Origin of the sequence: Comamonas suwonensis (assembly GCF_012844455.2) — a bacterium.
Taxonomy (GTDB): Bacteria; Pseudomonadota; Gammaproteobacteria; order Burkholderiales; family Burkholderiaceae_C; genus Comamonas; species Comamonas suwonensis.
Genome location: NZ_JABBCQ020000015.1, coordinates 17,199 through 43,720, shown reverse-complemented (window position 1 = coordinate 43,720; position 26,522 = coordinate 17,199). Strand labels below are relative to the sequence as shown.

Below are 26,522 nucleotides of genomic sequence, written 5' to 3'. Positions count from 1 at the left end.
CAGGCTGAGCTCAAGCCCCAGCCATTCTAGAAACGCAGATGCCGACTGTGTGGAGATTCAGGTCTGCCGTCAGTTTTCTTTGCCATGTCACAAAGAAAAAAGGCCCTTCAATGAAGGGCCTCATTTTTGCTTTTCGACTCAGGCAGCAAGACGTTTGCGAATCGAGGCTTCAATGCCTTCAGCATCCAGCCCTTGCAGCGCCAGCAGCTTGACGGGATCGCCATGCTCGATGAACTGATCGGGCAGGCCCAGTTGCAGCACGTTCTTGGTCACTCCGTGGGCGGCCATCGCTTCCATCACCGCCGTGCCAGCACCACCCATGATGCAGCTGTCTTCCAGCGTCACGATCAAATCATGCTCGGCGGCCAATTGAAACAACAGTTCTTCATCCAGCGGTTTGGCCCAGCGCATATTGGCCACGCTGGCGTCCAGTGCCTCGGCGGCTTGCAGTGCGGGGTAAAGCAGCGTACCGAAGGCCAGAATCGCCACCTTTTTAGAGGTCGATTCGCGGCGCATTTCGCCCTTGCCGAAGGGCAAAGCGTCCAGGCTTTCCAGCGGGGCCACGCCCACACCAGCGCCACGCGGGTAGCGCACGCAGACAGGGTGATTTTGCGCGTAAGCCGTGCTCAGCAACTGCCGCGTTTCGCGCTCGTCGGCCGGGCAAGCCATGCTCATATTCGGAATGCAGCGCACAAAGGCCACATCGTAGGCACCGGCGTGCGTAGCGCCATCAGCGCCCACCAGACCTGCACGGTCCAGTGCAAAGACCACCGGCAGGTTTTGCAGGGCTACGTCGTGAATCAGCTGGTCGTAGCCGCGCTGCAAGAAGGTCGAATAGATGGCAACCACGGGCTTGAGCCCTTCGCAAGCCATGCCACCCGCAAAGGTGACGGCATGTTGCTCGGCAATGCCCACGTCATAGTAGCGGCCGGGGAAACGCTTGTGAAACTCCACCATGCCCGAGCCTTCGCGCATGGCAGGCGTGATACCCACCAACCGCTGATCCTTGGCCGCCATATCGCACAGCCAGGTGCCAAAGACTTGCGTAAAAGTCTGCTTGGCCGGTGTAGCGGACTTGACCAAACCCACAGCAGGATCGAACTTTCCGGGGCCGTGATAAGCAATCGGGTCTGCCTCGGCCATCTTGTAGCCTTGGCCTTTTTTGGTCACCACATGCAGGAACTGCGGGCCTTTCAGGCCTTTGATGTTCTCCAGCGTAGGAATCAGCGAATCCAGATCGTGACCATCAATCGGGCCGATGTAGTTGAAGCCAAACTGTTCAAACATGGTGGCAGGCACGACCATACCCTTGGCCTGCTGCTCAAGGCGCTTGGCCAGCTCCAGCAGCGGCGGCACCTGTTTGAGAACGCTCTTGCCCACATCACGGGCCTTGGCGTAGAACTGGCCGCTCATCAACTGGGCCAGATAACGGTTCAGAGCACCCACGGGCGGGCTGATGCTCATATCGTTGTCGTTGAGGATGACCAGTAGATTGGCATCGGTCACACCGCCGTTGTTCAGTGCCTCAAAGGCCATGCCGGCCGTCATCGCTCCGTCACCAATCACGGCGATGGCACGGCGGTCTTCGCCCTTTTGCTTGGCTGCCATGGCCATGCCTAAAGCGGCAGAAATGCTGGTGGACGAGTGCGCCGTGCCAAAGGTGTCGTATTCGCTCTCGGTGCGCTGAGGAAACCCCGACAGCCCCCCCATCTGGCGCAGCGTGGACATGCGGTCGCGGCGACCCGTCAAAATTTTGTGCGGATAGGTCTGGTGACCCACATCCCAGACGATGCGGTCATGCGGCGTGTTGAACACCGCGTGCAGCGCCACCGTCAGCTCCACGGTTCCCAGGTTGGAGCTGAGGTGCCCGCCTGTCTTGGAGACACTGTCGATCACATAGCCGCGCAGCTCGGCGGCCAGCGTCTTAAGCTGCGCACGCGGCAGGCGGCGCATCTCTGCGGGATCATTGATGCTCTGCAGCAAAGGGTATGTGTTCGTGGACATGATCTATATTTTTTGATAGCTGCTAGCGCTTGCCAATACTGGATTACAGGGCTTTTTTATTCTTGTTTTTTAGTGTGTGCGCTGCACCACCATATCAGCTAGCGCCGCCAGCGCCTGCGTATCTGCCAGACCGCTGCGGGCCAGCGCGGCATGGGCCTGCAGGCGCAGCTCTTCAGCATGCGCACGCGCAGTCTCCAGCCCCAGCAGGGACACATAGGTAGGCTTGTCATTGGCCGCATCCTTGCCCGCCGTCTTGCCCAGCGTGGCCGAATCGGCAACCACATCCAGAATGTCATCAACGACCTGGAAGGCTACGCCCAGCGCCTGACCATAGTCCGTCAGCGCAGCCAGAGCCACCCCATCGGTTTTTTCATTGCAGGCAGCACCCATGAGCACGCTGCCCAGCAGCAGGGCACCGGTCTTGAGGCGGTGCATTTCGCGCAGCTGCGCTTCATCGAGCTGTTTGCCCACGCTGGCCAGATCAATCGCCTGACCGCCAGCCATGCCCTGACCGCCCGCGGCAGCGCCCAGCAAACGGCAAAGCTTGGCCTGCATGGAGCAGGGAATGCCTTCATCCTCGGGCAGCAGCAGTTCAAAGGCCAGCGCCTGCAGCGCATCACCGGCCAGCAGGGCCGAGGCTTCGCCAAACTGCACATGCACGGTGGGCTTGCCACGACGCATGATGTCGTTGTCCATGCAGGGCATGTCATCGTGCACCAGCGAGTAAGCGTGAATCAGCTCCACCGCGCAACCGGCACGCAGCATGGCAGCCGCTTGCCCGCTCACGGCTTCGGCAGCGGCCCAGACCAGCAAGGGCCGCAGACGCTTGCCGCCATCGAGCACGGCGTAGCGCATGGCTTCACCCAGACCTGCTGGCGTGTTGATGCCCACCCAGCGCGACAGCGCGTACTCGGTGCGAGCCAGTCGCTCCTGCATCCAGACAGAGAAATCCAGGGCAGGCTTGCCCGCGTTCAGAGAAGTCGACGGTTCAGCAATCATTGATTCATTCATGGGCGGCATATTCAAGGCGGTGGTCTCTGGGTCTGAATCTGGCTCGGGCATGGGTCTCAGTCCTGAGTCCAAGCGGACAACTTGCCTTCATCGAGCACCTTGACTTGCTCCTGCACGGCATCCAGCTGCCCACGGCAAAAGCCCAGCAGTTCAGCGGCTCGCTGATAGCCACTGAGCATCTGCTCCAGCGGCAGCTGACCGGATTCGATCTGTGCAATCAGTTGCTCCAGCTCCTGCAACGCAGCTTCGTAGCTGGCAGGCTGTTCAGATTTTTTCGCAGCGGCGGCCTTGGGCATGGATGGTGTGGGTTTGTGTTGGACGGAAACGACGATTTTAGGCGTCCCCGCCCTCCCAGCGTCCAATGACCGCAAAGCAGGCCCACGCTTTGTGTCCTAGCTGTGACTTCTGCACGACTTCTGCCTTTCTGAGCGCCATGCCTGAGGCGGCAGAACCTTTGCCCACGCAGGTTTTCAGGCAACTGGCAGTTGGCTGACAGATATCAGCACCAAGCGGCACGCATCGCCAATACACGTACCAGAAGAACGGCAATAACCCCACAGCCTATAATCCCATTCCTGTCAAGCCGGCCCCGTCTCTAGTCATCCTGCTTGGGCGCTCTGGTGGCTGTATTTTCAAGTTCTGCCTCTTACCGCCTGAAATTCATGTCCAGACAAGGCCGGTTTCGTTATTTACCGCGTGCGTACGTGCACCCTCCCTGTGGGGAGTCTTTAGGTCAGGTCACCCATGACTGATTTAAGTCTTCAACTGCAGCAGGCCGCAAGCCAACTACCAGTTTCAAGTTATTTCGACCCCGCGCTGTTCCAGCGCGAGTTGGAATCCATTTTCAAGCGCGGCCCTCGTTATGTCGGCCACCAGCTCGCCGTACCCGAAATCGGCGACTACTACGCCTTGCCTCAGGAAAACGAAGGCCGGGCGCTGGTGCGCAACAGCAAGGGTGAGATCGAGCTGATCTCCAACGTCTGCCGCCACCGTCAGGCCGTGATGCTCAAGGGCCGGGGCAATCTGAGCTCCGAAGGCAAAGGCCATGCCGGAGGCAACATCGTCTGTCCGCTGCACCGCTGGACCTACAACACCAGCGGCGAGCTGCTGGGCGCGCCCCATTTTGGCCATGACCCCTGCCTGAACCTCAACAACTACCAGCTGCGCGAGTGGAATGGCCTGCTGTTTGAGGACAACGGCCGCGATGTCGAGACCGATCTTGCAGGCATGAAGCTGCGCGACCAGCTCCAATTCGATGGCTTTGTGCTCCACCACGTAGAAATGCACGAGTGCAACTACAACTGGAAGACCTTTATCGAGGTCTATCTGGAGGACTACCACGTCGGCCCCTTCCACCCCGGCTTGGGCAACTTCGTCACCTGCGACGACCTGAAGTGGGAATTTTCCAGCGAGTACTCGGTGCAGACCGTGGGCGTGGCACCCAGCTTTGGCAACCCCGGCTCGGACATCTACAAAACCTGGCATGACGTGCTGCTGGCCTATCGCAATGGCGAGTTGCCTGATCGCGGTGCCATCTGGCTGACCTATTACCCCCACATCATGGTGGAGTGGTACCCGCATGTGCTGACGGTCTCGACCCTGCATCCTCTGGCCGTGGACAAGACGCTGAACGTGGTGGAATTCTTCTACCCTGAAGAAATCGCGGCCTTCGAGCCCGAGTTCGTTCAGGCCCAAAAAGCGGCCTACATGGAAACCTGCATTGAGGACGACGAAATTGCCGAGCGCATGGATGCAGGCCGCAAGGCTTTGTATATGCGCGGCGACAACGAAGTCGGCCCCTACCAGAGCCCCATGGAGGACGGTATGCAACATTTCCATGAGTGGTACCGCCGCATCATGGGTGACAGCGTCCCCCAACGCTGAACGAGGCACGCCTCAAAATCGATAGCTGCTATCGCTTACCCCATAAGCGCAGCAGCTATTTTTTATGCTGAATTGAGTGAGATATGCAAGCCCTGTGGATGGTGCTGGCCGCGTTGATTTTTGCGGTCATGAGTGTGTGTGTGAAGTTTGCCTCCCAAGACTTCAATACTGCAGAGATTATTTTTTACCGTGGCCTGATCAGCATGGCTCTGCTGGCCTGGCTGGCCAAACGCAGCGGCGTGACACTGGCGACCCGCTACCCGCGTGAGCACGGCTGGCGCAGTTTTGTCGGCGTTGTCTCCATGGGTGCCTGGTTTTATGCCATTGGTCATCTGCCACTGGCCACCGCCACCACGCTCAACTCCATGAGCAGCATCTGGATGGCCGTATTCCTCATCACCCAGGGTTTGTGGATGCGCCACACCCTGCGCAAGTCCTATGCCGCGCAGCCCGAGACCCGTCTCGCCATTCCGCCCTTTCCCTGGGGACTGGTCTCCACCGTCTTGGCCGGCTTTGTCGGCGTGCTGCTGGTGCTGCGCCCCACAAGCGCCCCGGCCAGCGAATGGGTGGCCGCACTGGGTGGGCTATTTGGCGGCATGTTTGCGGCCATGGCTTATATGCAGGTGGCCACGCTCTCGCGCATGGGGGAGCCTGAAACCCGCGTGGTCTTTTACTTCTCTCTGGGCTCGGCCATTGCTGGCGGCATCACCATGCTGTTTATCGGTATCTCCCCCTTCCCGGGCTGGAGCGCTCTGTGGCTGCTGCCCGTGGGCGTGCTCGCCGCCGTCGCCCAGGTCTGCATGACCAAGGCCTACGCTTCCGCCGGCAGCAAGCGCAACACGCTGGTGGTGGCCAATCTGCAGTACACCGGCATTGTGTTTGCCGCACTGCTCAGCCTGATGCTGTTTGGCGAGAGCATTCCCATGATCGGCTGGGTGGGCATTGTGCTGATCGTGGCCAGTGGTGCAGCGGCGACGGCACTCCGCTCCAGAAGCTGACCCTTGAGGCGCCATCCCCTCTCTCGCTTCGCGGGAGGGGGCGATGCCATCGCGGCAAGGCGGCCCTTGCCAGCTTGCCATCCCGGACTGCTCCATGCGCCTGTTCAACGCTATCCGACAGCGCAGACACACCTGTCCAAACGATAGCTCGCCAGACCTCTGAGTCAGCCCCCCCCCATCGCATAATGGTTTGCATCCCGCAGGTCAGCACCCATGCATGGCCTGCATCAGCTACATTTTTTGGAGCAGCAAGCCATGACTACATCTGCACCCGGGCGCTATAACACCCTGATTTCCGTCGAGCAACTGGCCCAGCTCAAGGCCAGCGGCAAGCCCGTGATGGCGTTTGACTGCAGCTTCGATCTCATGAACCCGCCGGCCGGTCATGCGCAGTATCTGCAGTCGCATATTCCAGAGGCGGTGTTTGCCGATCTGGACAAAAATCTCAGCGCCCCGCACGGCGCACCGGGTGAAGATGGTCAGGTTGCGACCAGCGTTCAGGCCGCATCGGGCGGTCGCCACCCGCTTCCCACGCGCGAGCGTTTCTCGGTCTGGCTGTCGTCCATCGGTTTTGCCAACGATATGCAGGCCGTGGTCTATGACCGCAACGGTGCCAACTACTGCGGCCGCCTGTGGTGGATGCTGCGCTGGGCCGGCCATGACGCCGTGGCCGTGCTCGACGGTGGGCTGCAAGCCTGGCAGGCCGCTGGTCAGGCCGTGAATGCGGGTGAAGAGCCCGGCCACTTCCAGTCCAACTTCGAGCTGGGCGAGCCGCTGGAGACGCTGAAAACAGTCGATCAGGTTGAGGCCGATCTGGGCCAAACCACCCAGACGCTGATTGATGCCCGTGCCCCCGCCCGCTATCGCGGTGAGGTTGAACCTCTGGACCCCGTGGCGGGCCATATCCCCGGCGCCCTCAACCGGCCGTTCAGCAGCAATATTGCCGCCGATGGCCGCTTCAAGCCTGCAGCCCTGCTCAAGGCGGAGTTTGATGAGCTGCTGGCAGGGCGCGACCCGGCCAGCGTGGTGCACCAGTGCGGCAGCGGCGTCAGCGCTACGCCCAATGTGCTGGCCATGCGCATTGCAGGCTTTGCGCCTACGGCCTTGTTTGCAGGTAGCTGGAGTGAGTGGTGCAACCAGCCCAGTCGTCCGGCCGAGCGGGGCTGAACTTGCTGCGCGCAGGAGCCAGACCAGGTACTGGCTTCTGCCTGGCCCACTCCACCCGGTTGCGGCCCCGGTGCTTGGCCTCATACAAGGCAGCATCGGTGCGCTCCAGCAATGTCACCGCGCTTTCGCCCTCCTCAAGCAGCGCGGCCCCGATGGAAACCGTATAGGGGACGTGAATGCCCGAGGACAGCACCGCAGGCGTTGCGGCAATCCTCGCTCTCACAGACTCCAGCAGCTGAGCGCCGTCATCCTGTGATGTGTTGACCATCAGCAGCACAAACTCCTCCCCGCCCCAGCGCGCCCAAATATCCGAACCTCGGACGTAGGCCGCCACCTGACCGGCAAAATTCTGCAAAACCTGATCGCCTGCAGCATGGCCGTGGCTGTCGTTAATCGCTTTGAAGAAATCCAGATCAAACTGAGCCACCAGCAAAGGCTGGCCACTGTGCCGGGCTCGCATCTCTTCAAGACGCAGCATGTCCTGCATATAGCGGCGATTAGGAAGTCCGGTCAGTTCATCGTGCGTGGCCAGCTCGTGAATATGCTGCACCGCTTCGGCCAGCTCGCTCTTTTGCACTTGCAGACGCACCCGCATGGCATTGGCATGCAGACCCAGCGCAGCCGTCATCGTCAGCACCATGGTCACGATCAGCAGATAGACCGCCGCCAGAGAGGCCGGCATGGGCTCGCCAGGCAGCCCCCACTGCACCACCACTGCCGCCGCGCCATAGGCGAACAGCCCATAGAACATCAAGCCCTTGATCTGCTTGGGTTTCAGGCCGAAGACCGCGAACATCATGATCGCCGCCAGGATGGGCGGCGTAATACCCCTGGCCATACCGGCAATCACATAGGCTGCGGCGTTGCTGGTGATGGCGTAGAGCATCTGCACGCTGGTAAACGCCGGGTCATGCCAGTCACGCGTCACCCCGCTGCGGATCAAGGCAAAGCTGATCAGCACGCAAGCTCCACTGGCAAACGACCACCAGCGCACCCACTGCCTGTCAGCCAGCCCTGCGGCGGCAACCAGCTCCATGGCCAGAATGCAGAACGCCATGAACAAACAGGCAAATCCTGTCGTAATCAATGACACACGCTGGCGCGAATTCGTCGTCAGCAGCGCATCCAGCAAGCTGGAGCACCTTGTGCCTTGAGAGTTCACGAATTTCTGACTCATACGCACTCCTGATGAAGTGGACCCGCCCAACCAAGGAGGATTCACACAACTATCACAGCCGGCTGCGGATTTCCTATTTCAAAGGCACTTAGATACAACGAAAAAGCTGTCTATTTCGTCGCTTGGCTTTTTTGCACCTCATTCACAATAGCGAACAGCAGCAGGAGACTTCCCTGCATCAATGCAGTCCCAGCGCAGGCTCATTGAGTCATCCATATGGATGGCAGTCAAGTAAGGGAAATCTTACAAAGGTACTGGCGCAACCGGTCATGCCAGACATCCCTACCCCGACTTCAGTTCAGTCGCGGTCTGAAACACAATTCACTCCAACAGATCGAAACACTTTTAACGTCTTGTTTGTGTAAGCCGTTGCGGTCTGTCGGGATTGAAAGGACCAGACCCATGAACAACGAACAATTGCTTGCCGAGATCCGCGAAGCCAACCTCACTTATTTGATGCTGGCCCAGACCCTGATCCGCCAGGACAAGGCTGAAGCCGTGTTCCGCCTGGGTCTGAATGAAGAAGCCTGCGACTTGCTGGGCTCGCTTTCCTCGGCACAGGTGCTCAAGCTGGCATCGCGCAACACGCTGCTGGCCAGCTTCCGCGCTGACGATGAAATGGTCTGGAGTCTGCTGACCAACCACAGCAGCAACAAAATTGGCAACGCCGCCACCAACACGCTGCACGCCAACATCCTGATGGCCAGCCGTGTCTCCGAAGTGCTTTAAGCACTCGTTAATACCTACCTGGTTTTAAGGAAAGACACATGCCTGCTACCAAGACTGCCGTGAAAAGCGTTCTCAACGAATCCAAGCAAATCGAGCGCGCCGCCATGCTCATCGAGATGGGCGCCCGCATGCAGGTGCTGGAATCCGAGACCACTTTGTCTTACGAACGCCTGATCCGGCTGTACAAGGAAATTTCGGGTAAATCTCCTTCCAAGGGCCAGTTGCCGTTCTCCACGGACTGGTTTCTGACCTGGCAGGAAAACGTGCACAGCTCGCTGTTTCTCAACATCTACGAATACCTGTCCAAGGGCGTGGAGCTGGATACCGCCGAGCAGCTGACCAAGGCTTATCGCCTCTACGCCGAACAAATCAAGGCGGCCGAGCTGGATGTGCTGCTGTCCTTCACGCGCGCTTGGCGTCTGGTGAAGTTTGTCGATGCGCAGATGCTGACGCGCACCCCCTGCTCCGTCTGCAAGGGCCAATTCGTGACCGAGCCCTATGAGAATGCCCGCCACTATCAGTGCGGCCTGTGCAATCCTCCGGCCCGTGCCGGCAAGAGCAAGGCAGCCGGTTCCTTGATGCTGCACTGAAATTGACTCCCCTGAGCCGCTTTGCGGCTTCAACCGGAGGGGGGACGACATCCTTACTGCAAGGCGGCGCTTGCTTGATGTCTCGCTCTTGGAGCATGCTTTTTAGGCGCTATCAACTTTCATAGCTGATAGCGCAATAAAACAAAGGGTTTGAAGCATTTAAATGCCTCAAACCCTTTATGCATTAGCGCAAGCAGCTCCTGTTTCAAGAGCCGCCGCGATTGGCCTCAACCCGTATTGCGCACGCCCGCCGCAATGCCGTTGATGGACAGGTGAATACCGTTTTTCACTTTATCGTCCGTCTGGCCCGCACGCCAGCGGCGCACCAGCTCGACCTGCAAATGGTGCAGCGGGTCGATATAGGGGAAACGGTGACGAATGGAGCGGGCCAGCGCCGAGTTGTGCTCCAGCCGCTGTTTGTCACCCGTGATCTGGTTCAGGGCGTCCACCGTGCTGTGCCATTCGGCTTCAATCACGCTGAAGATGCGGCGACGCAGGCGGGTGTCAGTCACCAGTTCGCTGTAGCGCGACGCGAGGTTCAGGTCGCTCTTGGCCAGCACCATGTCCATATTCGACAGCAGCGTTTTAAAGAACGGCCACTGACGGTACATCTTCTGCAGCAGCGCCAGTTGCGCCTTGGCATCTTTACCGGGGCGGTGAATAAAGGCCTGAATCGCTGAGCCAAAACCGTACCAGCCGGGCAGCGTCAAACGGCACTGACCCCAGCTAAAACCCCAGGGGATGGCACGCAGGTCTTCAATCGCCTGCGTGGCCTTGCGCGATGCGGGGCGCGAGCCGATATTGAGTTCGGCGATCTCACGAATCGGCGTGCTGCTGAAGAAATAATTGGTGAAGCCCGGTGTCTCGTACACCAGCTCGCGATAGGCCTTCATGCTGGCTTCAGACAAAAAGGCCGCCGCATCCAGAAATGCCTTGGTGGCCGGTTTGGTCGGCTGCAGCAGCGTGGCCTCCAGCGTGGCGGCCACCAATGTCTCAAGGTTTCTCCGGCCAATTTCGGGGTTGGAATATTTGGAGGCAATGACTTCGCCCTGCTCGGTCAGGCGAATCTGCCCACGCACCGTCCCCGGTGGCTGGGCCAGAATGGCCTGATAGCTAGGGCCACCACCACGCCCCACCGTGCCGCCCCGGCCGTGGAACATGCGCAGCTGAATGTCAAAGCGGCCTGCCAGATCATCAAACAGATCGACCAGCGCAATCTCGGCGCGGTACAGCTCCCAGTTGCTGGTGAAGATGCCTCCATCCTTGTTGCTGTCGCTATAGCCCAGCATGATGTCCTGCTCGCTACCGCTTTTTTTCACCAGCTCGGCAATGCCGGGCAGCTGGTAGTAGCGACGCATGATGGGAGCGGCGTTGCGCAGGTCTTCAATGGTCTCGAACAGCGGCACCACAATCAGGTCGCACTGCGCTCCATCTTGCAAGGTGCCGCGCAGCAGGCCCACTTCTTTTTGCAGCAGCAGCACCTCCAGCAAGTCACTCACCGTTTCGGTGTGGCTGATGATGCAGTGGCGAATGGCCTCGGCGCCCAGTCGCTCGCGCAGCTGCTTGGCGGCTTCAAAAATCGCCAGCTCACTGCGGGTGTGATCGCCATAGTCGGCGCCCATTACGCGCAGCGGGCGGGCGTCTTCCAGCAGGCGCACCAGCAGTGCGCATTTGGCGTCTTCCTCTAGGGCGCTGTAATCGCCCTCCACCTTGGCCACGGCCAGCAGCTCGCGCACCACTTCTTCATGTTTGTCCGAGCTTTGACGCAAATCGACGGTGGCCAGATAAAAGCCAAACACCTGCACAGCACGCATCAGCGGGCGCAGGCGCTGGGGTGCCAGCGCATCACCGTGATAGCGGGAGAGCGAATCGTCGATGACCTTCAGCTCGGCCAGAAACTCAGCCGCCGACGCATAAGCGTTCTGCGGCGCCACGGCATGACGGGCCGCCTCACCACCCGTCAGTTGCTTGAGTGTGGCCGCCAAGCGCGCATAAATACCGGTCAGCGCACGGCGATAAGGCTCATCGCTGCGGTGCACGTTGTGGTCAGGCGATGCGTCAGCCAGCGCCTGCATTTCGGGCGTGATGTCCACCAGATTGGCCGACAGCGACAGCTCGCCGCCCAGGTAGTGCACCTCGCGCAGATAGTGACGCAGCGCCACATCGGCCTGGCGCGAGAGGGCCAGATTCAGGCTCTCGGCCGTCACAAAGGGATTGCCGTCGCGGTCGCCTCCAATCCACTGGCCCATGCGCAAAAAGCTTTGCTCGGGCAGTTTCTCGCCCAGCTCCTGCTCCAGCTGCTCGTAGATTTTAGGAATCTCTTGCAAAAACGTCGCTTCGTAATAAGACAGCGCGTTTTCAATCTCATCAGCCACCGTCAGCTTGGAGTGGCGCAGCAGGCGCGTCTGCCACAGCTGGGCCACAAAGGCACGCAACTGCGCCTCAACCCGTGCCAGCTCGCGAGGAGTCAGCGCATCTTTGGCGCTGTTGTAGAGCTGGGCACGAACCAGAATATCGTCGCGCTCGGCCAGCAAGTGCGCAATGCGGCGCTCGGCCGTCAGAATGCTCTGGCGCTGCACCTCGGTGGGGTGAGCGGTGAGCACGGGCGAGATAAAGCTCTTGGCCAGCGTCTTGGCTACCGCACCCGGTGAAATACCCGCCCAGCGCAGGCGGGCCAGCGCCACTTCGATGCTGCCTTCCTGCGTATTGCCAGCACGCTCGTGCACGGCGCGGCGGCGAATGTGATGGCGGTCTTCGGCCAGATTGGCCAGGTGCGAGAAATACGTAAAGGCGCGAATCACGCTCACTGTCTGGTCGCTGGACAGGCCCTTGAGCAGCTTTTTCAGCGCTTTGTCAGCGGCCTCATCGGCATCGCGGCGAAAGGCTACGGAAAGCTGGCGCACCTGTTCAACCAGCGCAAAAGCGGCCTCCCCCTCCTGCTCGCGAATCACATCGCCCAGAATGCGGCCCAGCAGGCGAATGTCTTCAATCAGCGGCAAATCCTTGTCAGTCTTGCGCACCGGCTTGTCTGCATGTTTGTCTGTAGCTGCGGCGCTTTTGGGACGGGCGGAAGGCATCGACTATTCTCCTTGGGCACTGTGTAAGACAACTTGCCATGCTAGCATTCCCTGTTACCTGTCAGCTACCTGCGCCTGCTATGAATTCCCAATCGTCCACACCCGCATCCATCGTCATTGCCACCCGCGAAAGCCAGCTGGCCATGTGGCAGGCCGAGCATGTGCAGGCGATCTTGCGCAGCCGTGGCCACGCGGTTGACCTGCTGGGCATGACCACCAAGGGCGACCAGATTCTGGATCGCGCCCTGTCCAAAGTCGGCGGCAAAGGTCTGTTCGTGAAAGAGCTGGAAGTCGCTCTGGAAGAAGGCCGCGCCGATCTGGCCGTGCACTCCTTGAAGGATGTGCCCATGGAGCTGCCTGAAGGTTTTGTCCTGGCCTGCGTGATGACCCGTGAAGACCCGCGCGACGCCTTTGTCTCCAACCAATACGCATCGCTGGCCGAGCTGCCACAGGGTGCCGTGGTCGGCACCTCCAGCCTGCGCCGTCAGGCTCTGCTGCAAGCCCTGCGCCCCGACCTCCACATCGAGCCACTGCGCGGCAATGTCAACACCCGCCTGCGCAAGCTGGACGAAGGCCAGTACGACGCGATCGTGCTGGCCGCTGCCGGCCTGATGCGTCTGGAGATGAGCGACCGCATTCGCGCCAAGTTCGACCCCGCCCACATGCTGCCCGCAGCCGGTCAAGGCGCGCTGGGTATTGAGGTCCGCGCCGACCGCCAGGACATCATTGACGCCCTGGCCCCGCTGGCCCACATGCCCACCTGGCTGACCGTGACGGCTGAGCGCGCCGTCAGCCGCTGCATGGGCGGCAGCTGCTCCATGCCGCTAGCTGCCTTTGGCCGCTTTGAAGGCGACACTCTGCATATGGATGCGGCTTGGGGCGATATGGAAGGCCAAAAGGGCCTGATCCGCGTGCAGGCCAGCGCCATCGTCACCGACTTTGCCACCGCCAACGCTCTGGGCGAGCAACTGGCCGCACGTCTGCAAGCAGCAGGTGCTGTGCCTGCCGCCCCCAAGCAAGACTAAGTCCTCAAGCCCTCAAGCAAGTAAGCAAGCCATGCGCCGCATCCTTGTCACCCGCCCCTTGCACGATGCAATGCCCTGGGTGGAGGCTTTTCGCGCCCGTGGCCTGCTGGCCGAGGCCTTGCCGTTGCTGGCCATTGGCCCCTGCGCTGATGAAGCATCCCGCCACGCATTAATAGCTGCCCGCCAGCGCGCACAGCTTGGCTATTACCGGGCAGTGATGTTTGTCAGCGGCAATGCCGTACAACATTTTTTTGAACAAAATCAGCCTCTAGCGCTTGATGAACAAGCGCTGCTAGCTACGGAAACAAGAGCATGGACCCCCGGCCCGGGGACAGAGCGCGCCTTGCTGGAAGCCAACCTTCCCGCCCACCAGATTGATGGCCCATCACCCGATGCCGCGCAGTTCGAGTCTGAATCGCTGTGGCAAAACGTGCACCGGCAAATTCGCCTCGGCGATCGCGTGCTGATTGTGCGCGGCGCAAGCCCACCAGCAACGACTCAAAACACCGCCAGCCAGCCTTCTACCCAGGGCGCAGGCCGCGACTGGCTGGCGGCCAAGCTGCGTGACGCCGGTGCCGAGATGGAGTTTCTGGCAGTTTATGAGCGCCAACTTCCACTATGGAGCGCGCAGCAGATGGATTTGGCGGAGCAGTCTGCGTCTGACGGTAGCCTGTGGCTGTTCAGCAGCTCTGAAGCTGTTGCCAACCTGCAACAACTCTTGCCTGCACAGAACTGGCGGTCTGGGTTAGCGCTTACCACCCACAATCGCATTGCCAGCAAAGCATTTGCTGCCGGCTTTGGCCGTGTTTTGCAAAGTCGGCCAAGTCTGGACGACGTGGTGGCGTCTATAGAATCAGGGGTATGAGCTCTAATGCCATCCCCACTACCGATAACAAGCCCGCAGATCTACCGCCCAGTCAGGACAATCCAGCGCCCGTAAACACCGGCCCTGGAAAGCCCATGGCCGTGGTGCTGACGCTGGGGGCGGTAGCCGTCGCAGCCCTCATTGCCTGCGGCATGCTATGGCAGCGCGTGGGCAATATGCAAGAGCAGCTGGCACGCCAGTCAGCCCAGTCTGGCGCTCAATCGGTAGAGGCTCGCACGCTAGCCAAAGATGCACAAGACCTGGCGCGCGACAGCGCGGCCCGCGTCTCCGTCATGGAAGCGCGCGTGGGCGAGCTGAGCCTGCAGCGCAATCAGCTCGAAGAGCTGATGCAGAGCATGTCCCGCTCGCGTGATGAAAATCTGTTGGCTGATATTGAGTCATCGGTGCGTCTGGCTCAGCAACAGGCCGAGCTCTCAGGCAGCCTGCAGCCGCTGGTGACCACCCTCAAATCCGCCAAAAAACGCGTGGAAAGCACGGCTCAGCCGCGCCTTGCGCCCGTGGTGCGCGCTTTGGATCTGGATCTGGACAAGCTCTCACGCATGAGCGTGACCGATACCACAGGCGTTCTCAGCCGCATTGAGGACTTGATTCGTCAGGTCGATGACCTGCCCCTGATCAACGATGTGGGTCGTGCCCGCAGTCGCGGCACGCCGCAAGACAAAAACACCGCCGCAGACCATGCCGCAGCCGATGTCGCCAACCTGTCCGCCACCCAGTGGGCCTGGTGGCAGGGGCAGAGCCAGCGCGTGTGGGATTCCTTCAAGAATGGCGCATCCGATCTGGTTCGCGTGCGCCGTATCGACCACCCCGAAGTCGCCCTGCTCGCCCCCGAGCAAGGCTATTTTCTGCGTGAGAACCTCAAGCTGCAGTTGCTCAACGCCCGCCTTGCCCTGCTGTCTCGCCAATGGGAATCAGCCCGCGCTGACCTGAGTGCATCGGGCGCGCTGCTGCACAAATACTTCGACAACCGCTCGCGTCGCACCCAGATTTCGCAGGCGCAGTTGCAGCAGATTCAGTCCAATCTCCACACTGGTGGACCACTGCAACTGGACGACACGCTCAACGCGCTGGCCACTGCGGCAGCTGGCCGCTAACCCAAGGAGGAGACAGAAATGCGCGCCGCCTTGTGGTTAATGGGTTTGTTTGCCATGGCTGTAGCCTTGGCCTTGTTTGCAGGCAATAACCAGAGCTCGATCACCTGGTTCTGGTCACCCTACCGGGTGGACATGTCGCTGAATCTGGCCATCGTTCTGCTCTTTCTGGGCTTTGCGCTGGTCTATGCTGCGCTGCGCGCCCTGGCTGCGCTGCTGCAAATGCCGCATCAGGCACGCCGCTGGCGCATGCAGCAAAAGGAACGCGCCATGAACCAGAGCCTGCTGGAAGCGCTCTCGCATCTGCAGGCCGGTCGCTTTGTGCGTGCCCGCAAGGCAGCGTTGACAGCCTTGTCCACCGAGCTGTCGCTGCGTGAAGGCGGCGCTGCACTGCCCTACGGCGAGCGCCTGAGTGCCACCGCCCATCTGATTGCCGCCGACGCATCGCATGCCCTGCAAGATGCCCCCCTGCGTGACAAGCACTGGCAGCAAGCCATAGACACGCTTCCCATCCCCGGCAACACGCAGGACGACGAAATCCGCGAAGGCGCGCAAATGCGTGCCGCCCGCTGGGCGCTGGATGACCGCGATGCCGCCGAATCCATGCGCCGCCTTGGCGAGCTACCACTGGGCGCGGGCCGCCGCACCATCGCCCTGCGCATCAAACTCAAGGCCGCGCGCCTCGCAGGCGATACGCATATTGCGCTGGATACCGCCCGCCTGCTGGCCAAGCACCGCGCCTTCTCGCCCGCCGCATCGGCCAGCGTGGTGCGCGGCCTGCTGCTGGCCAGCATTCGCGATGCACGCGACACTTCATCGCTGCAGCAGTTCTGGCTGTCGCTGGACGAAGACGAACGCGCCATGCCCGAAGTGGCCATTCCCGCCACCGAGCGCCTAATCGAGCTGGGCGGCGAAGCCCAGCAAGCCCGCACCTGGCTGCTGCCCGTGTGGGAGCATTTGCTGGGCCACCCCAGCCCGCGCACCGAAGCCCATCTGCCCAAACTGGTGCAAGTGTTGCAGTCCTGCCTGAGCAAGCTCGATGGCGCATGGCTGGCCCGTATTGAAGCGGCGTCCAACGCCCATCCTCGCGAGCCGCGCCTGCAATACCTGGCCGGCATGGCCTGTGTGCAACGCGAGCTCTGGGGCAAAGCACAGCAACTGCTGACCCGCGCCGCGCCCCTGCTGCAAGACCCGCTGCTGCGCACCCGTGCCTGGCAGCGACTGGCGCTGATGGCCGAGCACCGCGGCGACATGGAAGCCTCCGCCATCGCCTGGAAGCTGGCGGCACAGGCCATGGTGGTGCTGCCGGAAAACCCGGCACGCGAGGCGTAAAAAGCCCCATCCAACCAGCCCCTAGCTTGTAAAAGCTCGGGGCTTTTTCATTTCAGCGCCGCCATCATTCAGCTTTTTTGAATTGTTTACTCAAACCCGCTGAACCTTTTTGCACAGCTCGCTTCATACACTGCATGGCTAGCGCGATGGTCGCACTTTCTTTTTTTGCAGCAACATGAACAACGCCTCTTCTTTCGCCAAGCGCTACAGCACCACAGCCATTGCCCTTCACTGGCTGTTGGCCCTGGCGCTGATCGGCATCTTTGCCTTTGGTCTCTATATGACAGGCCTGCCCTTCTCGCCCACACGCCTGAAGTACTTCAACTGGCACAAATGGGCGGGCATGACGATTCTGATGCTGTCGGCACTGCGCCTTATCTGGCGCATCACCCATCGCCCGCCAGAGCTGCCTGACGCAGTCACCCGCACCATGCCAGCCTGGCAGCGCGTGGCCCACCACGGCACGCACCACCTGATGTATGCGCTGTTTTTTGCGATTCCGCTGGTGGGCTGGATGTACAGCTCGGCAGCCGGCTTTCCCATCGTGCTGTTTGGCCAATTGCCCCTGCCCGATCTGGTGAGCAAAAGCTCCGAGCTGGCCGAAGCCCTCAAGCCCTGGCATGGCTATCTGGCTTATGCCCTGGCCGCGCTGGTGGTGCTGCATGTCGCAGCCGTCATCAAGCACCAGATCATCGACCGCGACGGTCTCCTCTGCCGCATGCTGCCCGGCAGCCGCTAACCCTTGTTTTCCAGAAAACCACGGAGTCTGTTTCCATGAAGCATTTGTTCAAAACCACTGCTGTCGCCGCCGCGTTGGGCGTTGCCGCAATCTCCAACCAGGCTCTGGCCGATCAGGCTCTGGTGCCAGCACAAAGCGCCGTCAACTTTGAGGCCAAGCAGATGGGCGTGCCGCTCAAGGGCCACTTCAAGAAATTCGACGCCAAGATTGCCTTTGACGCCGCCAAGCCCGAGGCAAGCAAGATTCACTTCTCCATCGATACCGGCAGCGCCACCATGGGTGCCAAGGAAACCGATGCCGAGCTGCCCAAGGCGGACTGGTTCAATGTCGCCAAGTTCCCTCAGGCCACGTTTGACTCCAGCGCCGTCAAGGCTCTGGGCGGCGGCAAGTTCCAGGTCGACGGCACGCTGACCGTCAAGGGCAATGCGCAAAAGGTGAGCCTGCCCGTGACGCTGACCCAGTCCGGCGCCACCACCACGGCCACCGGCACCCTGCCGCTCAAGCGCCTGACCTTCAAGATTGGCGACGGCGACTGGAAGGACACCTCCATGGTGGCCGACGAGGTCACAGTGCAGTTCAAGCTGGCCCTGACTGGCTTCGGCAAGATTTAAGTCTTTTTAGCCTCTAGCGCTTGATAGATAAGCGCTAGCAGCTCATGTTTTGATAGTTCCAACCCCTCAAGGATTTTTCACCATGCGTTCTGCATTGTTCGCCCTGGCCGCTGCTTCCGTATTTGCTTCGGCCGCCCAGGCTGCCCCCGCGACTTACGCGATCGACCCTACCCATACATTCGCGACGTTCGAGATCGACCACTTCGGTGCCTCGACCAACCGCGCGCGCTTTGACAAGAAGAGTGGCTCCGTGCAGTTCGACAAGGCCGCCAAGACAGGCAAGGTCGAGATCGAGCTGGACATGACATCGGTGAACTCTGGCACGCCCGCTTTCAACAAGCACCTGCAAAGCGCCGACATCTTCAACGTGGAGAAATTCCCCACCTCCAAGTTTGTCTCCGACAAGTTTGTGTTTGACGGCGACAAGCTCAAGGAAGTCACCGGCCATCTGACCATGCTGGGCAAGACTGCTCCCATCACCATCAAGGCCAACAAGTTCACCTGCTACGAAAGCCCCATGCTGCAAAAGCGTGAGGTCTGCGGCGGCGACTTTGAAGCCACCATCGACCGCACCCAGTGGGGCGTGGACTACGGCATCTCCTACGGCTTCCCCAAGCAAGTGCGTCTGGTCATGAGCATTGAAGCGGTGAAGCAATAAGCGGAATCAGCGGCTTCATTGCCTTCAAAAGCCCAGCCCGTGAAAGCGGCCTGGGCTTTTTTGTGCACATTGGATTCCATGCCCGTGAATTCCCTGATTAAAATTTACTTTAGGTTAATCAATTACGAATAGTAGAATTCCAGCATTCTCAAAAAATCCAAGGAGACATCCATGAGCCAGTCCGCCCCGACACCGGTTTACTCCCAGCCCCAGCGCGTAGACATGAGTCAGCTGCCCGCTCCCGCCAGCGTGCAGCAGCTGCATCACTACGCCTACAAGGCCAAAGATGCCGAAGAGACCCGCCACTTCTACGAAGACATCCTGGGCCTGCCGCTCTATCACATCATTCAGAGCGACTACGTCCCCTCCACCGGTGAATACTGCCCGTACACCCACTTCTTCTTTCGCCTGAAGGATGGCTCCTTCATCGCCTTCTTTGACATTGGCGATGACGAAGCGGCCCTACCCTCACCCAACAGCCCCATCTGGATCAACCACATCTCGTTTCGCGTCGACACCGTGGAAGAGTTGGAGAACACCAAGGCCCGCCTGCAGGCCTGCGGCGTGGAAGTGCTGGGCGTGACGGACCACCACATCTTCAAAAGCATTTACTTCTTCGACCCCAATGGCATTCGTCTGGAGCTGACCGCACAGTTGGCCGATGCCATGCAAATGCAAAAAGAAAGCACCACGGCCCACGCCCGTCTGGCGGAGTGGACAGCCCGCAAGGAGCAGTGGCGCAGGGAGCGTGCAGAGGGAAAGACCGCTGAGGCGCTCAAGCCTCAGGGCAATGACCGGCCGGAATTTGTCCCTGGGAAATAACTCCCCCATGAGGCGCTACGCGCCTCCCCCCAAGGGGGACGGCAGCTTCGTGTCGCGGCGGCGCTTGCTTGGCGTCTCGTTGCAGACATATGGCGGTTTTGAGCTTTTAAATTTTGATAGCAGCTTGCGCTTGATAGATAAGCGCCAAGCGCTGAAATAAGGCCTACTGTCCCCATCAGCGGATCGGATCGCTAAAATCATTGGCAATCCGTCCTAATTTCTATGCAGACGGCATCCCCTCCACGGATGCCGTTTTCATTTTCAGAACTTTTTGCACCGCAGCCATGAGCGACACCATTCAACAGCCCGGCCTCGACAGCCTCACCAAGTCTTTTGAACCCGCTTCCATCGAAGCCCATTGGGGCCCCGAGTGGGAAAAGCGCGGCTACGGCAACGCCGGCTATCGCGGCACGGGCCTGCCCGGTGCCGAGGCTACCGCTGCTGGCAACAACTTCTCCATACAGCTGCCCCCACCCAATGTGACTGGTACGTTGCATATGGGCCACGCGTTCAACCAGACCATCATGGATTCGTTGACGCGCTACCACCGCATGAAGGGCTACAACACCGCCTGGATTCCCGGTACCGACCACGCAGGCATCGCCACGCAAATCGTGGTGGAGCGTCAGTTGCAGACACAAGGCGTGAGCCGCTACGACCTGGGCCGTGACGAATTCACCAAGAAAGTCTGGGAGTGGAAGGAAAAGTCCGGCAACACCATCACCACGCAAATGCGCCGCATGGGCGACACCGTGGACTGGAGCCGCGAATACTTCACCATGGACGACAAGCTGTCCAAGGTGGTGACTGAGACTTTCGTCAAGCTGTACCAGCAAGGCCTGATCTACCGTGGCAAGCGCCTGGTGAATTGGGACCCCGTGCTGCAATCCGCCGTGTCCGACCTGGAAGTGGAAAACCAGGAAAAGGACGGTTCGCTCTGGCACATCGCCTACCCTCTGACCAGCGGCGAAGGCAATCTGGTGGTGGCAACAACTCGCCCCGAAACCATGCTGGGCGACGTGGCCGTGATGGTCCACCCCGAAGACGAGCGCTACAAGCACCTGATCGGCCAGACCGTGACCCTGCCTTTGGTGGGCCGCCAAATCCCCATCATTGCCGACGACTATGTGGACCTGGCATTCGGCACCGGCGTGGTCAAGGTCACGCCTGCGCACGACCAGAACGACTACCAGGTTGGTATTCGCCACAACCTGCCCATGATCACGGTGCTGACGCTGACCGCCAAGATCAACGACGAAGCGCCTGAAAAGTACCGCGGCATGGACCGCTTCGTGGCCCGCAAGGCCATCGTGGCTGATCTGGAAGAACTCGGCCTGATGGTCGAGATCAAAAAGCACAAGCTGATGGTGCCGATCTGCGACCGTACCGGACAGGTGATCGAGCCCATGCTGACCGACCAGTGGTTCATTGCCATGAGCAAGACCGCCAACGAAGGCACTGGCGATGACACCGGCAAGTCGATAGCCCAGAAGGCCATCGACGCTGTTGCCAATGGCGACGTGGAATTCGTGCCCGAAAACTGGGTCAACACCTACAACCAGTGGATGAACAACATCCAGGACTGGTGCATTTCACGCCAGCTGTGGTGGGGCCACCAGATTCCGGCCTGGTACGACGAAGACGGCAAGATCTACGTCGCCAAGAACGAAGCCGAAGCGCAAGCCCAGGCCCCCGGCAAGACACTGCGCCGCGACCCTGACGTGCTGGACACCTGGTACTCCTCGGCCATGGTTCCGTTCAGCACCATGGGCTGGCCAGAGCAAGGCACTGCCGCTGACGATGACTACAACCTGTACCTGCCCTCTTCGGTGCTGGTGACCGGCTACGACATCATCTTCTTCTGGGTGGCGCGCATGATCATGATGACCACGCACTTCACCGGGCGCGTGCCATTCAAGCATGTCTACATCCATGGCCTGGTGCGTGACTCGCAGGGCAAGAAGATGTCCAAGTCCGAAGGCAATGTGCTGGACCCGGTCGATTTGATCGACGGCATCTCGCTGGAGCCTCTGCTGGACAAGCGCACCACCGGCCTGCGCAAGCCAGAGACCGCGCCCACCGTGCGCAAGAACACGCAAAAAGAGTTCCCCGAAGGCATTCCCGCCTACGGTGCAGACGCACTGCGCTTTACCTTTGCCGCGCTGGCATCGCTAGGCCGATCCATCAACTTCGACAGCAAGCGCTGCGAGGGTTACCGCAACTTCTGCAACAAGCTGTGGAACGCATCGCGCTTTGTGCTGATGAACTGCGAAGGCTATGACTGCGGTCTGGCAGAGCACACCAAGGAGCAATGCCAGCCCGGCGGCGAGTTCGAAGGCTATATGCACTTCAGCCAGCCTGACCGCTGGATTTCCTCGCAGCTGCAAAAAGTCGAGGCCGAAGTGGCCAAGGGCTTTGCCGAGTTCCGCCTGGACAACGTCGCCAACACAATTTACGACTTTGTCTGGAACGAGTTCTGCGACTGGTATCTGGAAATCGCCAAGGTGCAAATCCAGACTGGAAGTGTTGCCCAGCAGCGCGCCACCCGCCGCACGCTGATCCGCACGCTGGAAGCGATTCTGCGTCTGGCCCACCCCATCATTCCGTTTGTGACGGAAGAGCTGTGGCAGCAAGTGGCGCCTGTGGCAGGTCTTAAGGGCGAATCCATCGCCGTGGCCCGCTACCCCGAAGCCCAGCCTGCCAAGATCGATGAAGCATCGATTGCCTACGTAGGCCGCATCAAGCAAATGGTGGACGCCTGCCGCGCTCTACGTGGCGAGATGGGTGTATCGCCTGCCCAGCGCCTGCCGCTGCTGGCGGTGGCAGGCTCGGCCGAAGGCACGGAATTCCTGCGTGCCAATGCCGATGTGCTCAAGAACCTGGCCAAGCTCAGCGAAGTCAAAATCTTTGATGATGAAGCTGCCTGGGCGACTGAAGCGCAGAACGCCCCGGTATCCGTCGTGGGCGATGCCCGTCTGGCGTTGTTCGTGGAAGTCGACGTTGCGGCTGAAAAAATTCGCCTGACCAAGGAAGTGACCCGCTTGGAAACCGAGATTGCCAGCTCGCAAAAAAAGCTCAGCAACGAAGCCTTTGTGGCCAAGGCACCTGCCGCCGTTCTGGAGCAAGAGCGCGCACGTGTTACAGAAAAGAGCGCCACCGTGGCCCGCATTCAAGAGCAATTGGCCCGTCTGGGTTGATATGCTGAGCGAGTGATAGGAAAAAGGCGCAGGCAACTGCGCCTTTTGTTCATCTTTATCCCAAAGTACATCTCATGAACAATCAAACCCGCGTTCGCAAAGCCGTGTTTCCCGTTGCGGGTCTAGGCACCCGCTTTCTGCCTGCCACCAAAGCCTCTCCCAAAGAGATGCTGCCCGTGGTGGACAAGCCCCTGATCCAGTACGCCGTCGAAGAAGCCTATGAAGCAGGCATCCGCGACATGATTTTTGTGACCGGCCGCAGCAAGCGCGCCATTGAAGACCATTTCGACACGGCCTACGAGCTGGAGAACGAGCTGGAACGCGCAGGCAAGCACGCCATGCTGGATCTGGTGCGCAGCATCAGCCCAGCCGACATGAATTGCCTGTTTGTACGTCAGCCCCGCTCTCTGGGCCTGGGCCACGCCGTGCTGTGCGCAGAGCCTCTGGTAGGCGATGAGCCGTTTGCCGTCATTCTGGCCGATGACTTGATGACCGGTGACAACGGTGGCCCCGGCGTGATGGCGCAGATGACGGCCGCCTTCCAGAAACAAGGCCGCTCGCTGCTGGCCGTGCAGGAAGTGCCCCTGGAACAAACCAAGCGCTACGGCATCGTCAAGGGAGAGCCTGCTGGTGGCCCACTGATGCGTATTGATGAAATCGTGGAAAAGCCCGCACCAGAAGTCGCCCCATCGCGCATGGGTGTTGCAGGCCGCTACGTGCTGACGCCCCGGATTTTTGATGAAATCCGCAACCAGCCCAAGGGCGTTGGCGGCGAAATTCAGCTGACCGATGCCATTGAGCGCCTGATGCAGCACGAAACCATCTACGCCTTCCAGTACGCTGGGAAGCGCTATGACTGCGGCAGCAAGGAAGGCTTTTTGCAAGCCACCGTGGAGCTCGCATTGCAGCACGCTGACGTGGGCAGCAGCTTCCGTGATTACCTCAAGACTTTGAGCCTGTAAAAGCACTCTCCCCAAAGAAAAAGGCCTGCAATCGCAGGCCTTTTTTCGTCATCTGCTCTTAAGTTGAAGGCAATATTCAGCGGCGCTTGAGAATGTGAATGAATTCATCACCCACGGTCTGTTGCTCAACCAGCTCATTGCCCGTCTGTTTGGCAAACGCCTGAAAGTCACGGATGGAGCCGGTATCGGTCGCCACGACTTTCAGCAGTTGACCGCTTTGCATGGCAGCCAATGCCTTCTTGGCTTTGAGAATGGGCAGCGGACAGTTCAGGCCGCGGGTATCAACTTCTTGGTCTACTTGCATGGGCGTGGTTTCCTCGTCAGTCCCGATTGTAGAAAGACCGGTCGCTAACCGTACCTGCACGGTCTTTATTACTCAGACCCGCAAACACAAGCCTTGAGCAAACCTTTAGACGTCGGCGCGGTGCCTTGTCGTATTTGGTACGACCTCATGCATCGTGTCTCGTCTCAACCGCAAATCTTCGGTTTACTGGGCTGTTTCCACGGCTCTTAATCAATCACAGGGGCAACTGTAAAACGCTGATCTTCATCCCATAAGCGCACAGGCCATTTGGCAGGGTCGGGCTCGGGATTCTGACCAGGGCGAAATGCCCCAAAACGCGGCTCAAAGCCTTTTTGCTTAATCCACTCAGCCAAGGCATAACCCGTGCCTGCAGGCCAGCACAGAGACTCCTCAGCCGTCTGCCAGCGGTATTCCAGCAGCTCGGGCGAAAGTCTCACATCTTCAGCGCAGCCCTCCACCAGCACGTGATAGGCAATCAGCACCTGGTTCATGCGCAGAAACTCCGAGCAGCACAAAAGGCGCAGAGCCTTAACACGCAAGCCGGTCTCTTCCATCACTTCGCGGCAAATACCCGCTTCAGGCGATTCTCCGGCTTCCATGAAACCAGTGATCAGGCCAAACACCCCCTCTTGCCACAGCGCATTACGCGCCAGCAGAACGCGGCCATCAGCCCCCTCAACCACAGCCGCCAGCACGGGGGTCGGGTTGCCCCAATGCGTAAACCCGCAGCTCGGGCAACGCAGGCGCTGCACCTCGCCGCTGTCTTCATTGGCAACAATCCACTGCAGCTCGGTAGAGCAGTTGGAGCAAAAACGAACTTCATAGGCCATCCAGCTCTCTCCTTATTCTTTGTTTTGATAGCAGCCAGCGATTATTAGATAAGCGCTAGCAGCCATTTAGAGCTTGCTTCATCGCCGAGGCAATCGCCTCCGCGACAAAGATCAGGCAGGGAACACACCTGTAGAGAGGTAACGGTCACCACGGTCACACACCACAAAAACAATGGTGGCGTTTTCTTCGCGCTTGGCAATTTCCTGCGCAACCCACAGCGCTCCGGCGGCCGAGATTCCGGCAAAAATACCTTCCTCGCTCGCCAAGCGGCGGGCCATGTCCTCGGCATCATCCTGGGTCACGGAGACCTCTTCATCCACCAAGCTGGCATCAAAGATCTTGGGCATATATTCCGCAGGCCATTTGCGAATACCCGGAATACGCGAGCCTTCGGCAGGCTGGGCGCCGATGATCTTGATATGGGGATTCTTTTCTTTGAGGAACTTGGCCACGCCGGTAATGGTGCCCGTGGTGCCCATGGCGCTTACAAAGTGCGTGATCTCGCCACCCGTCTGCTCCCACAGCTCAGGGCCCGTGGTTTCATAGTGGGCGCGTGGATTGTCGGGGTTGGCAAACTGATCCAGCACCACGCCCTTGCCCTGCTTGACCATTTGCTCGGCCAGATCGCGGGCATATTCCATGCCGCCGCTCTTGGGCGTCAGAATCAGCTCGGCGCCATAAGCCTTCATGGTCTGAGCGCGCTCAATGGACAGGTCTTCGGGCATGATCAAAATCATGCGATAGCCCTTTATGGCCGCCGCCATGGCCAAGGCAATGCCGGTGTTGCCTGACGTCGCCTCAATCAATGAGTCGCCCGGCTTGATCTCACCACGCTCTTCCGCGCGCTGAATCATGGACAACGCAGGCCGGTCCTTGACAGAGCCAGCCGGATTGTTGCCCTCAAGCTTGCCCAGCACCACATTTCCGCGCTCGCGATTTGCATCCGCGCCAATGCGTTGCAATGCCACCAGCGGCGTGTGACCGATAGCATGTTCGATGGTCATATAAGTTTTCATGTCCAATACTGTGCCATAATTCATGTCTGCGCTAAGCAAGCCCGGGTGGTGAAATTGGTAGACGCAGGGGACTCAAAATCCCCCACCGAAAGGTGTGCCGGTTCGATTCCGGCCCCGGGCACCAAACATTAAAAGCCGTTAAGTTCCAAAGACTTAGCGGCTTTTTCTATGCCTGCTTGAAACTACCTTCCTCATTGAATAGGCGCAAAAATAAAATTGCGTTTGGCGCAAAAACCATCTTGGTAGCAATTGCTTGTGGTCTCTCCAGCCCTGAGTCGGTCGTAGTGCAATCTCTCGCATATTCACAAAACCCGGCATTTCCCGTCACTTTTATTCACCTCAAATCTATAGAACTGACCAGTACTGGCGCCGTTGCAACACTAACCGGCAGGCCCGTCGAAACCGCTCCAT

23 protein-coding genes and 1 tRNA gene are annotated in these 26,522 nt (G+C 59.8%); 16 read left to right on the top strand and 8 right to left on the bottom strand.

The annotated features are described in order from the left end of the window. Window positions 1–138: 138 nt before the first annotated feature. From dxs to xseB, 3 genes are all read right to left on the bottom strand, one after another. Entirely contained in the window at window positions 139–2,004 is a 1,866-nt protein-coding gene (gene dxs / locus HF327_RS16295) for a 1-deoxy-D-xylulose-5-phosphate synthase (RefSeq protein WP_198461308.1), read from the bottom strand. A gap of 69 nt (window positions 2,005–2,073) precedes the next feature. After that, window positions 2,074–3,015, bottom strand: coding sequence for a polyprenyl synthetase family protein (locus HF327_RS16290; RefSeq protein ID WP_198461443.1), 942 nt, complete (start codon window positions 3,013–3,015; stop codon window positions 2,074–2,076). Window positions 3,016–3,071: 56 nt separating this feature from the next. Beyond that, window positions 3,072–3,311, bottom strand: coding sequence for an exodeoxyribonuclease VII small subunit (gene xseB / locus HF327_RS16285; RefSeq protein WP_198461307.1), 240 nt, complete (start codon window positions 3,309–3,311; stop codon window positions 3,072–3,074). A 448-nt stretch (window positions 3,312–3,759) separates the two neighbouring features. Between xseB and HF327_RS16280 the strand changes: the two genes are divergently transcribed. From HF327_RS16280 to HF327_RS16270, 3 genes are all read left to right on the top strand, one after another. Beyond that, window positions 3,760–4,899, top strand: coding sequence for an aromatic ring-hydroxylating oxygenase subunit alpha (locus HF327_RS16280; protein WP_198461306.1), 1,140 nt, complete (start codon window positions 3,760–3,762; stop codon window positions 4,897–4,899). Between the two features lie 83 nt (window positions 4,900–4,982). After that, a complete protein-coding gene (locus HF327_RS16275; protein WP_198461305.1) occupies window positions 4,983–5,897 on the top strand; it encodes a DMT family transporter in 915 nt (304 codons plus the stop codon). Between the two features lie 255 nt (window positions 5,898–6,152). After that, entirely contained in the window at window positions 6,153–7,064 is a 912-nt protein-coding gene (locus HF327_RS16270; protein ID WP_198461304.1) for a sulfurtransferase, read from the top strand. Here HF327_RS16270 and HF327_RS16265 read toward each other — a convergent pair. Further along, window positions 6,994–8,241 (bottom strand): GGDEF domain-containing protein, encoded by a 1,248-nt coding sequence (locus HF327_RS16265; RefSeq protein ID WP_198461303.1) that lies wholly within the window; start codon window positions 8,239–8,241, stop codon window positions 6,994–6,996. The genes HF327_RS16270 and HF327_RS16265 overlap by 71 nt on opposite strands. A 402-nt stretch (window positions 8,242–8,643) precedes the next feature. Here HF327_RS16265 and flhD point away from each other — a divergent pair, with 402 nt between their 5' ends. Continuing rightward, on the top strand, window positions 8,644–8,970 hold the full coding sequence (flhD, locus tag HF327_RS16260) for a flagellar transcriptional regulator FlhD (RefSeq protein ID WP_099736112.1): 327 nt from the start codon (window positions 8,644–8,646) through the stop codon (window positions 8,968–8,970). A gap of 38 nt (window positions 8,971–9,008) precedes the next feature. After that, window positions 9,009–9,560 (top strand): flagellar transcriptional regulator FlhC, encoded by a 552-nt coding sequence (gene flhC / locus HF327_RS16255; protein ID WP_198461302.1) that lies wholly within the window; start codon window positions 9,009–9,011, stop codon window positions 9,558–9,560. A gap of 227 nt (window positions 9,561–9,787) precedes the next feature. Here the strand turns inward: flhC and ppc are convergent, their stop codons facing one another. Further along, a complete protein-coding gene (gene ppc / locus HF327_RS16250) occupies window positions 9,788–12,637 on the bottom strand; it encodes a phosphoenolpyruvate carboxylase (protein WP_198461300.1) in 2,850 nt (949 codons plus the stop codon). A gap of 80 nt (window positions 12,638–12,717) precedes the next feature. Here ppc and hemC point away from each other — a divergent pair, with 80 nt between their 5' ends. The 10 genes from hemC to galU all read left to right on the top strand — a co-directional run bounded on the left by hemC (window position 12,718) and on the right by galU (window position 23,960). Continuing rightward, a complete protein-coding gene (gene hemC, locus HF327_RS16245) occupies window positions 12,718–13,662 on the top strand; it encodes a hydroxymethylbilane synthase (protein ID WP_198461298.1) in 945 nt (314 codons plus the stop codon). Window positions 13,663–13,693: 31 nt separating this feature from the next. After that, window positions 13,694–14,527 (top strand): uroporphyrinogen-III synthase, encoded by an 834-nt coding sequence (locus HF327_RS16240; protein ID WP_198461296.1) that lies wholly within the window; start codon window positions 13,694–13,696, stop codon window positions 14,525–14,527. Next, a complete protein-coding gene (locus tag HF327_RS16235; protein ID WP_198461294.1) occupies window positions 14,524–15,642 on the top strand; it encodes a uroporphyrinogen-III C-methyltransferase in 1,119 nt (372 codons plus the stop codon). The genes HF327_RS16240 and HF327_RS16235 overlap by 4 nt, the downstream gene beginning before the upstream one ends. Before the next feature lie 18 nt (window positions 15,643–15,660). Next, window positions 15,661–16,971 carry a heme biosynthesis HemY N-terminal domain-containing protein gene (locus HF327_RS16230; RefSeq protein WP_198461292.1) on the top strand — a complete coding sequence of 437 codons (1,311 nt, stop codon included), beginning with the start codon at window positions 15,661–15,663 and terminating at the stop codon, window positions 16,969–16,971. A gap of 175 nt (window positions 16,972–17,146) precedes the next feature. Next, window positions 17,147–17,710, top strand: coding sequence for a cytochrome b (locus tag HF327_RS16225; protein WP_099736105.1), 564 nt, complete (start codon window positions 17,147–17,149; stop codon window positions 17,708–17,710). Window positions 17,711–17,745: 35 nt separating this feature from the next. Further along, window positions 17,746–18,321: a YceI family protein gene (locus HF327_RS16220; protein ID WP_099736104.1), complete on the top strand. Its 576-nt coding sequence runs from the start codon at window positions 17,746–17,748 to the stop codon at window positions 18,319–18,321. 82 nt (window positions 18,322–18,403) lie between these two features. After that, window positions 18,404–18,979 (top strand): YceI family protein, encoded by a 576-nt coding sequence (locus HF327_RS16215; protein ID WP_198461290.1) that lies wholly within the window; start codon window positions 18,404–18,406, stop codon window positions 18,977–18,979. A gap of 171 nt (window positions 18,980–19,150) precedes the next feature. Further along, window positions 19,151–19,801, top strand: a complete 651-nt coding sequence (locus HF327_RS16210) for a VOC family protein (RefSeq protein ID WP_099736102.1) — start codon at window positions 19,151–19,153, stop codon at window positions 19,799–19,801. A 284-nt stretch (window positions 19,802–20,085) separates the two neighbouring features. Then, a complete protein-coding gene (locus HF327_RS16205) occupies window positions 20,086–22,998 on the top strand; it encodes a valine--tRNA ligase (RefSeq protein WP_198461288.1) in 2,913 nt (970 codons plus the stop codon). A gap of 74 nt (window positions 22,999–23,072) precedes the next feature. After that, window positions 23,073–23,960 carry a UTP--glucose-1-phosphate uridylyltransferase GalU gene (gene galU, locus HF327_RS16200; protein WP_198461281.1) on the top strand — a complete coding sequence of 296 codons (888 nt, stop codon included), beginning with the start codon at window positions 23,073–23,075 and terminating at the stop codon, window positions 23,958–23,960. 76 nt (window positions 23,961–24,036) lie between these two features. On the opposite strand, the gene HF327_RS16195 is transcribed toward galU, so the two are convergent. The 3 genes from HF327_RS16195 to cysM all read right to left on the bottom strand — a co-directional run bounded on the left by HF327_RS16195 (window position 24,037) and on the right by cysM (window position 26,111). Beyond that, window positions 24,037–24,264 (bottom strand): sulfurtransferase TusA family protein, encoded by a 228-nt coding sequence (locus HF327_RS16195; protein ID WP_099736099.1) that lies wholly within the window; start codon window positions 24,262–24,264, stop codon window positions 24,037–24,039. Between the two features lie 206 nt (window positions 24,265–24,470). Beyond that, window positions 24,471–25,094 (bottom strand): NUDIX domain-containing protein, encoded by a 624-nt coding sequence (locus HF327_RS16190; protein WP_198461279.1) that lies wholly within the window; start codon window positions 25,092–25,094, stop codon window positions 24,471–24,473. 111 nt (window positions 25,095–25,205) lie between these two features. After that, window positions 25,206–26,111 (bottom strand): cysteine synthase CysM, encoded by a 906-nt coding sequence (gene cysM, locus HF327_RS16185; RefSeq protein WP_198461277.1) that lies wholly within the window; start codon window positions 26,109–26,111, stop codon window positions 25,206–25,208. A gap of 39 nt (window positions 26,112–26,150) precedes the next feature. On the opposite strand from cysM, the gene HF327_RS16180 reads away from it, so the two are divergent. Further along, window positions 26,151–26,235 (top strand) — tRNA-Leu (locus tag HF327_RS16180). Window positions 26,236–26,522 lie beyond the last annotated feature (287 nt).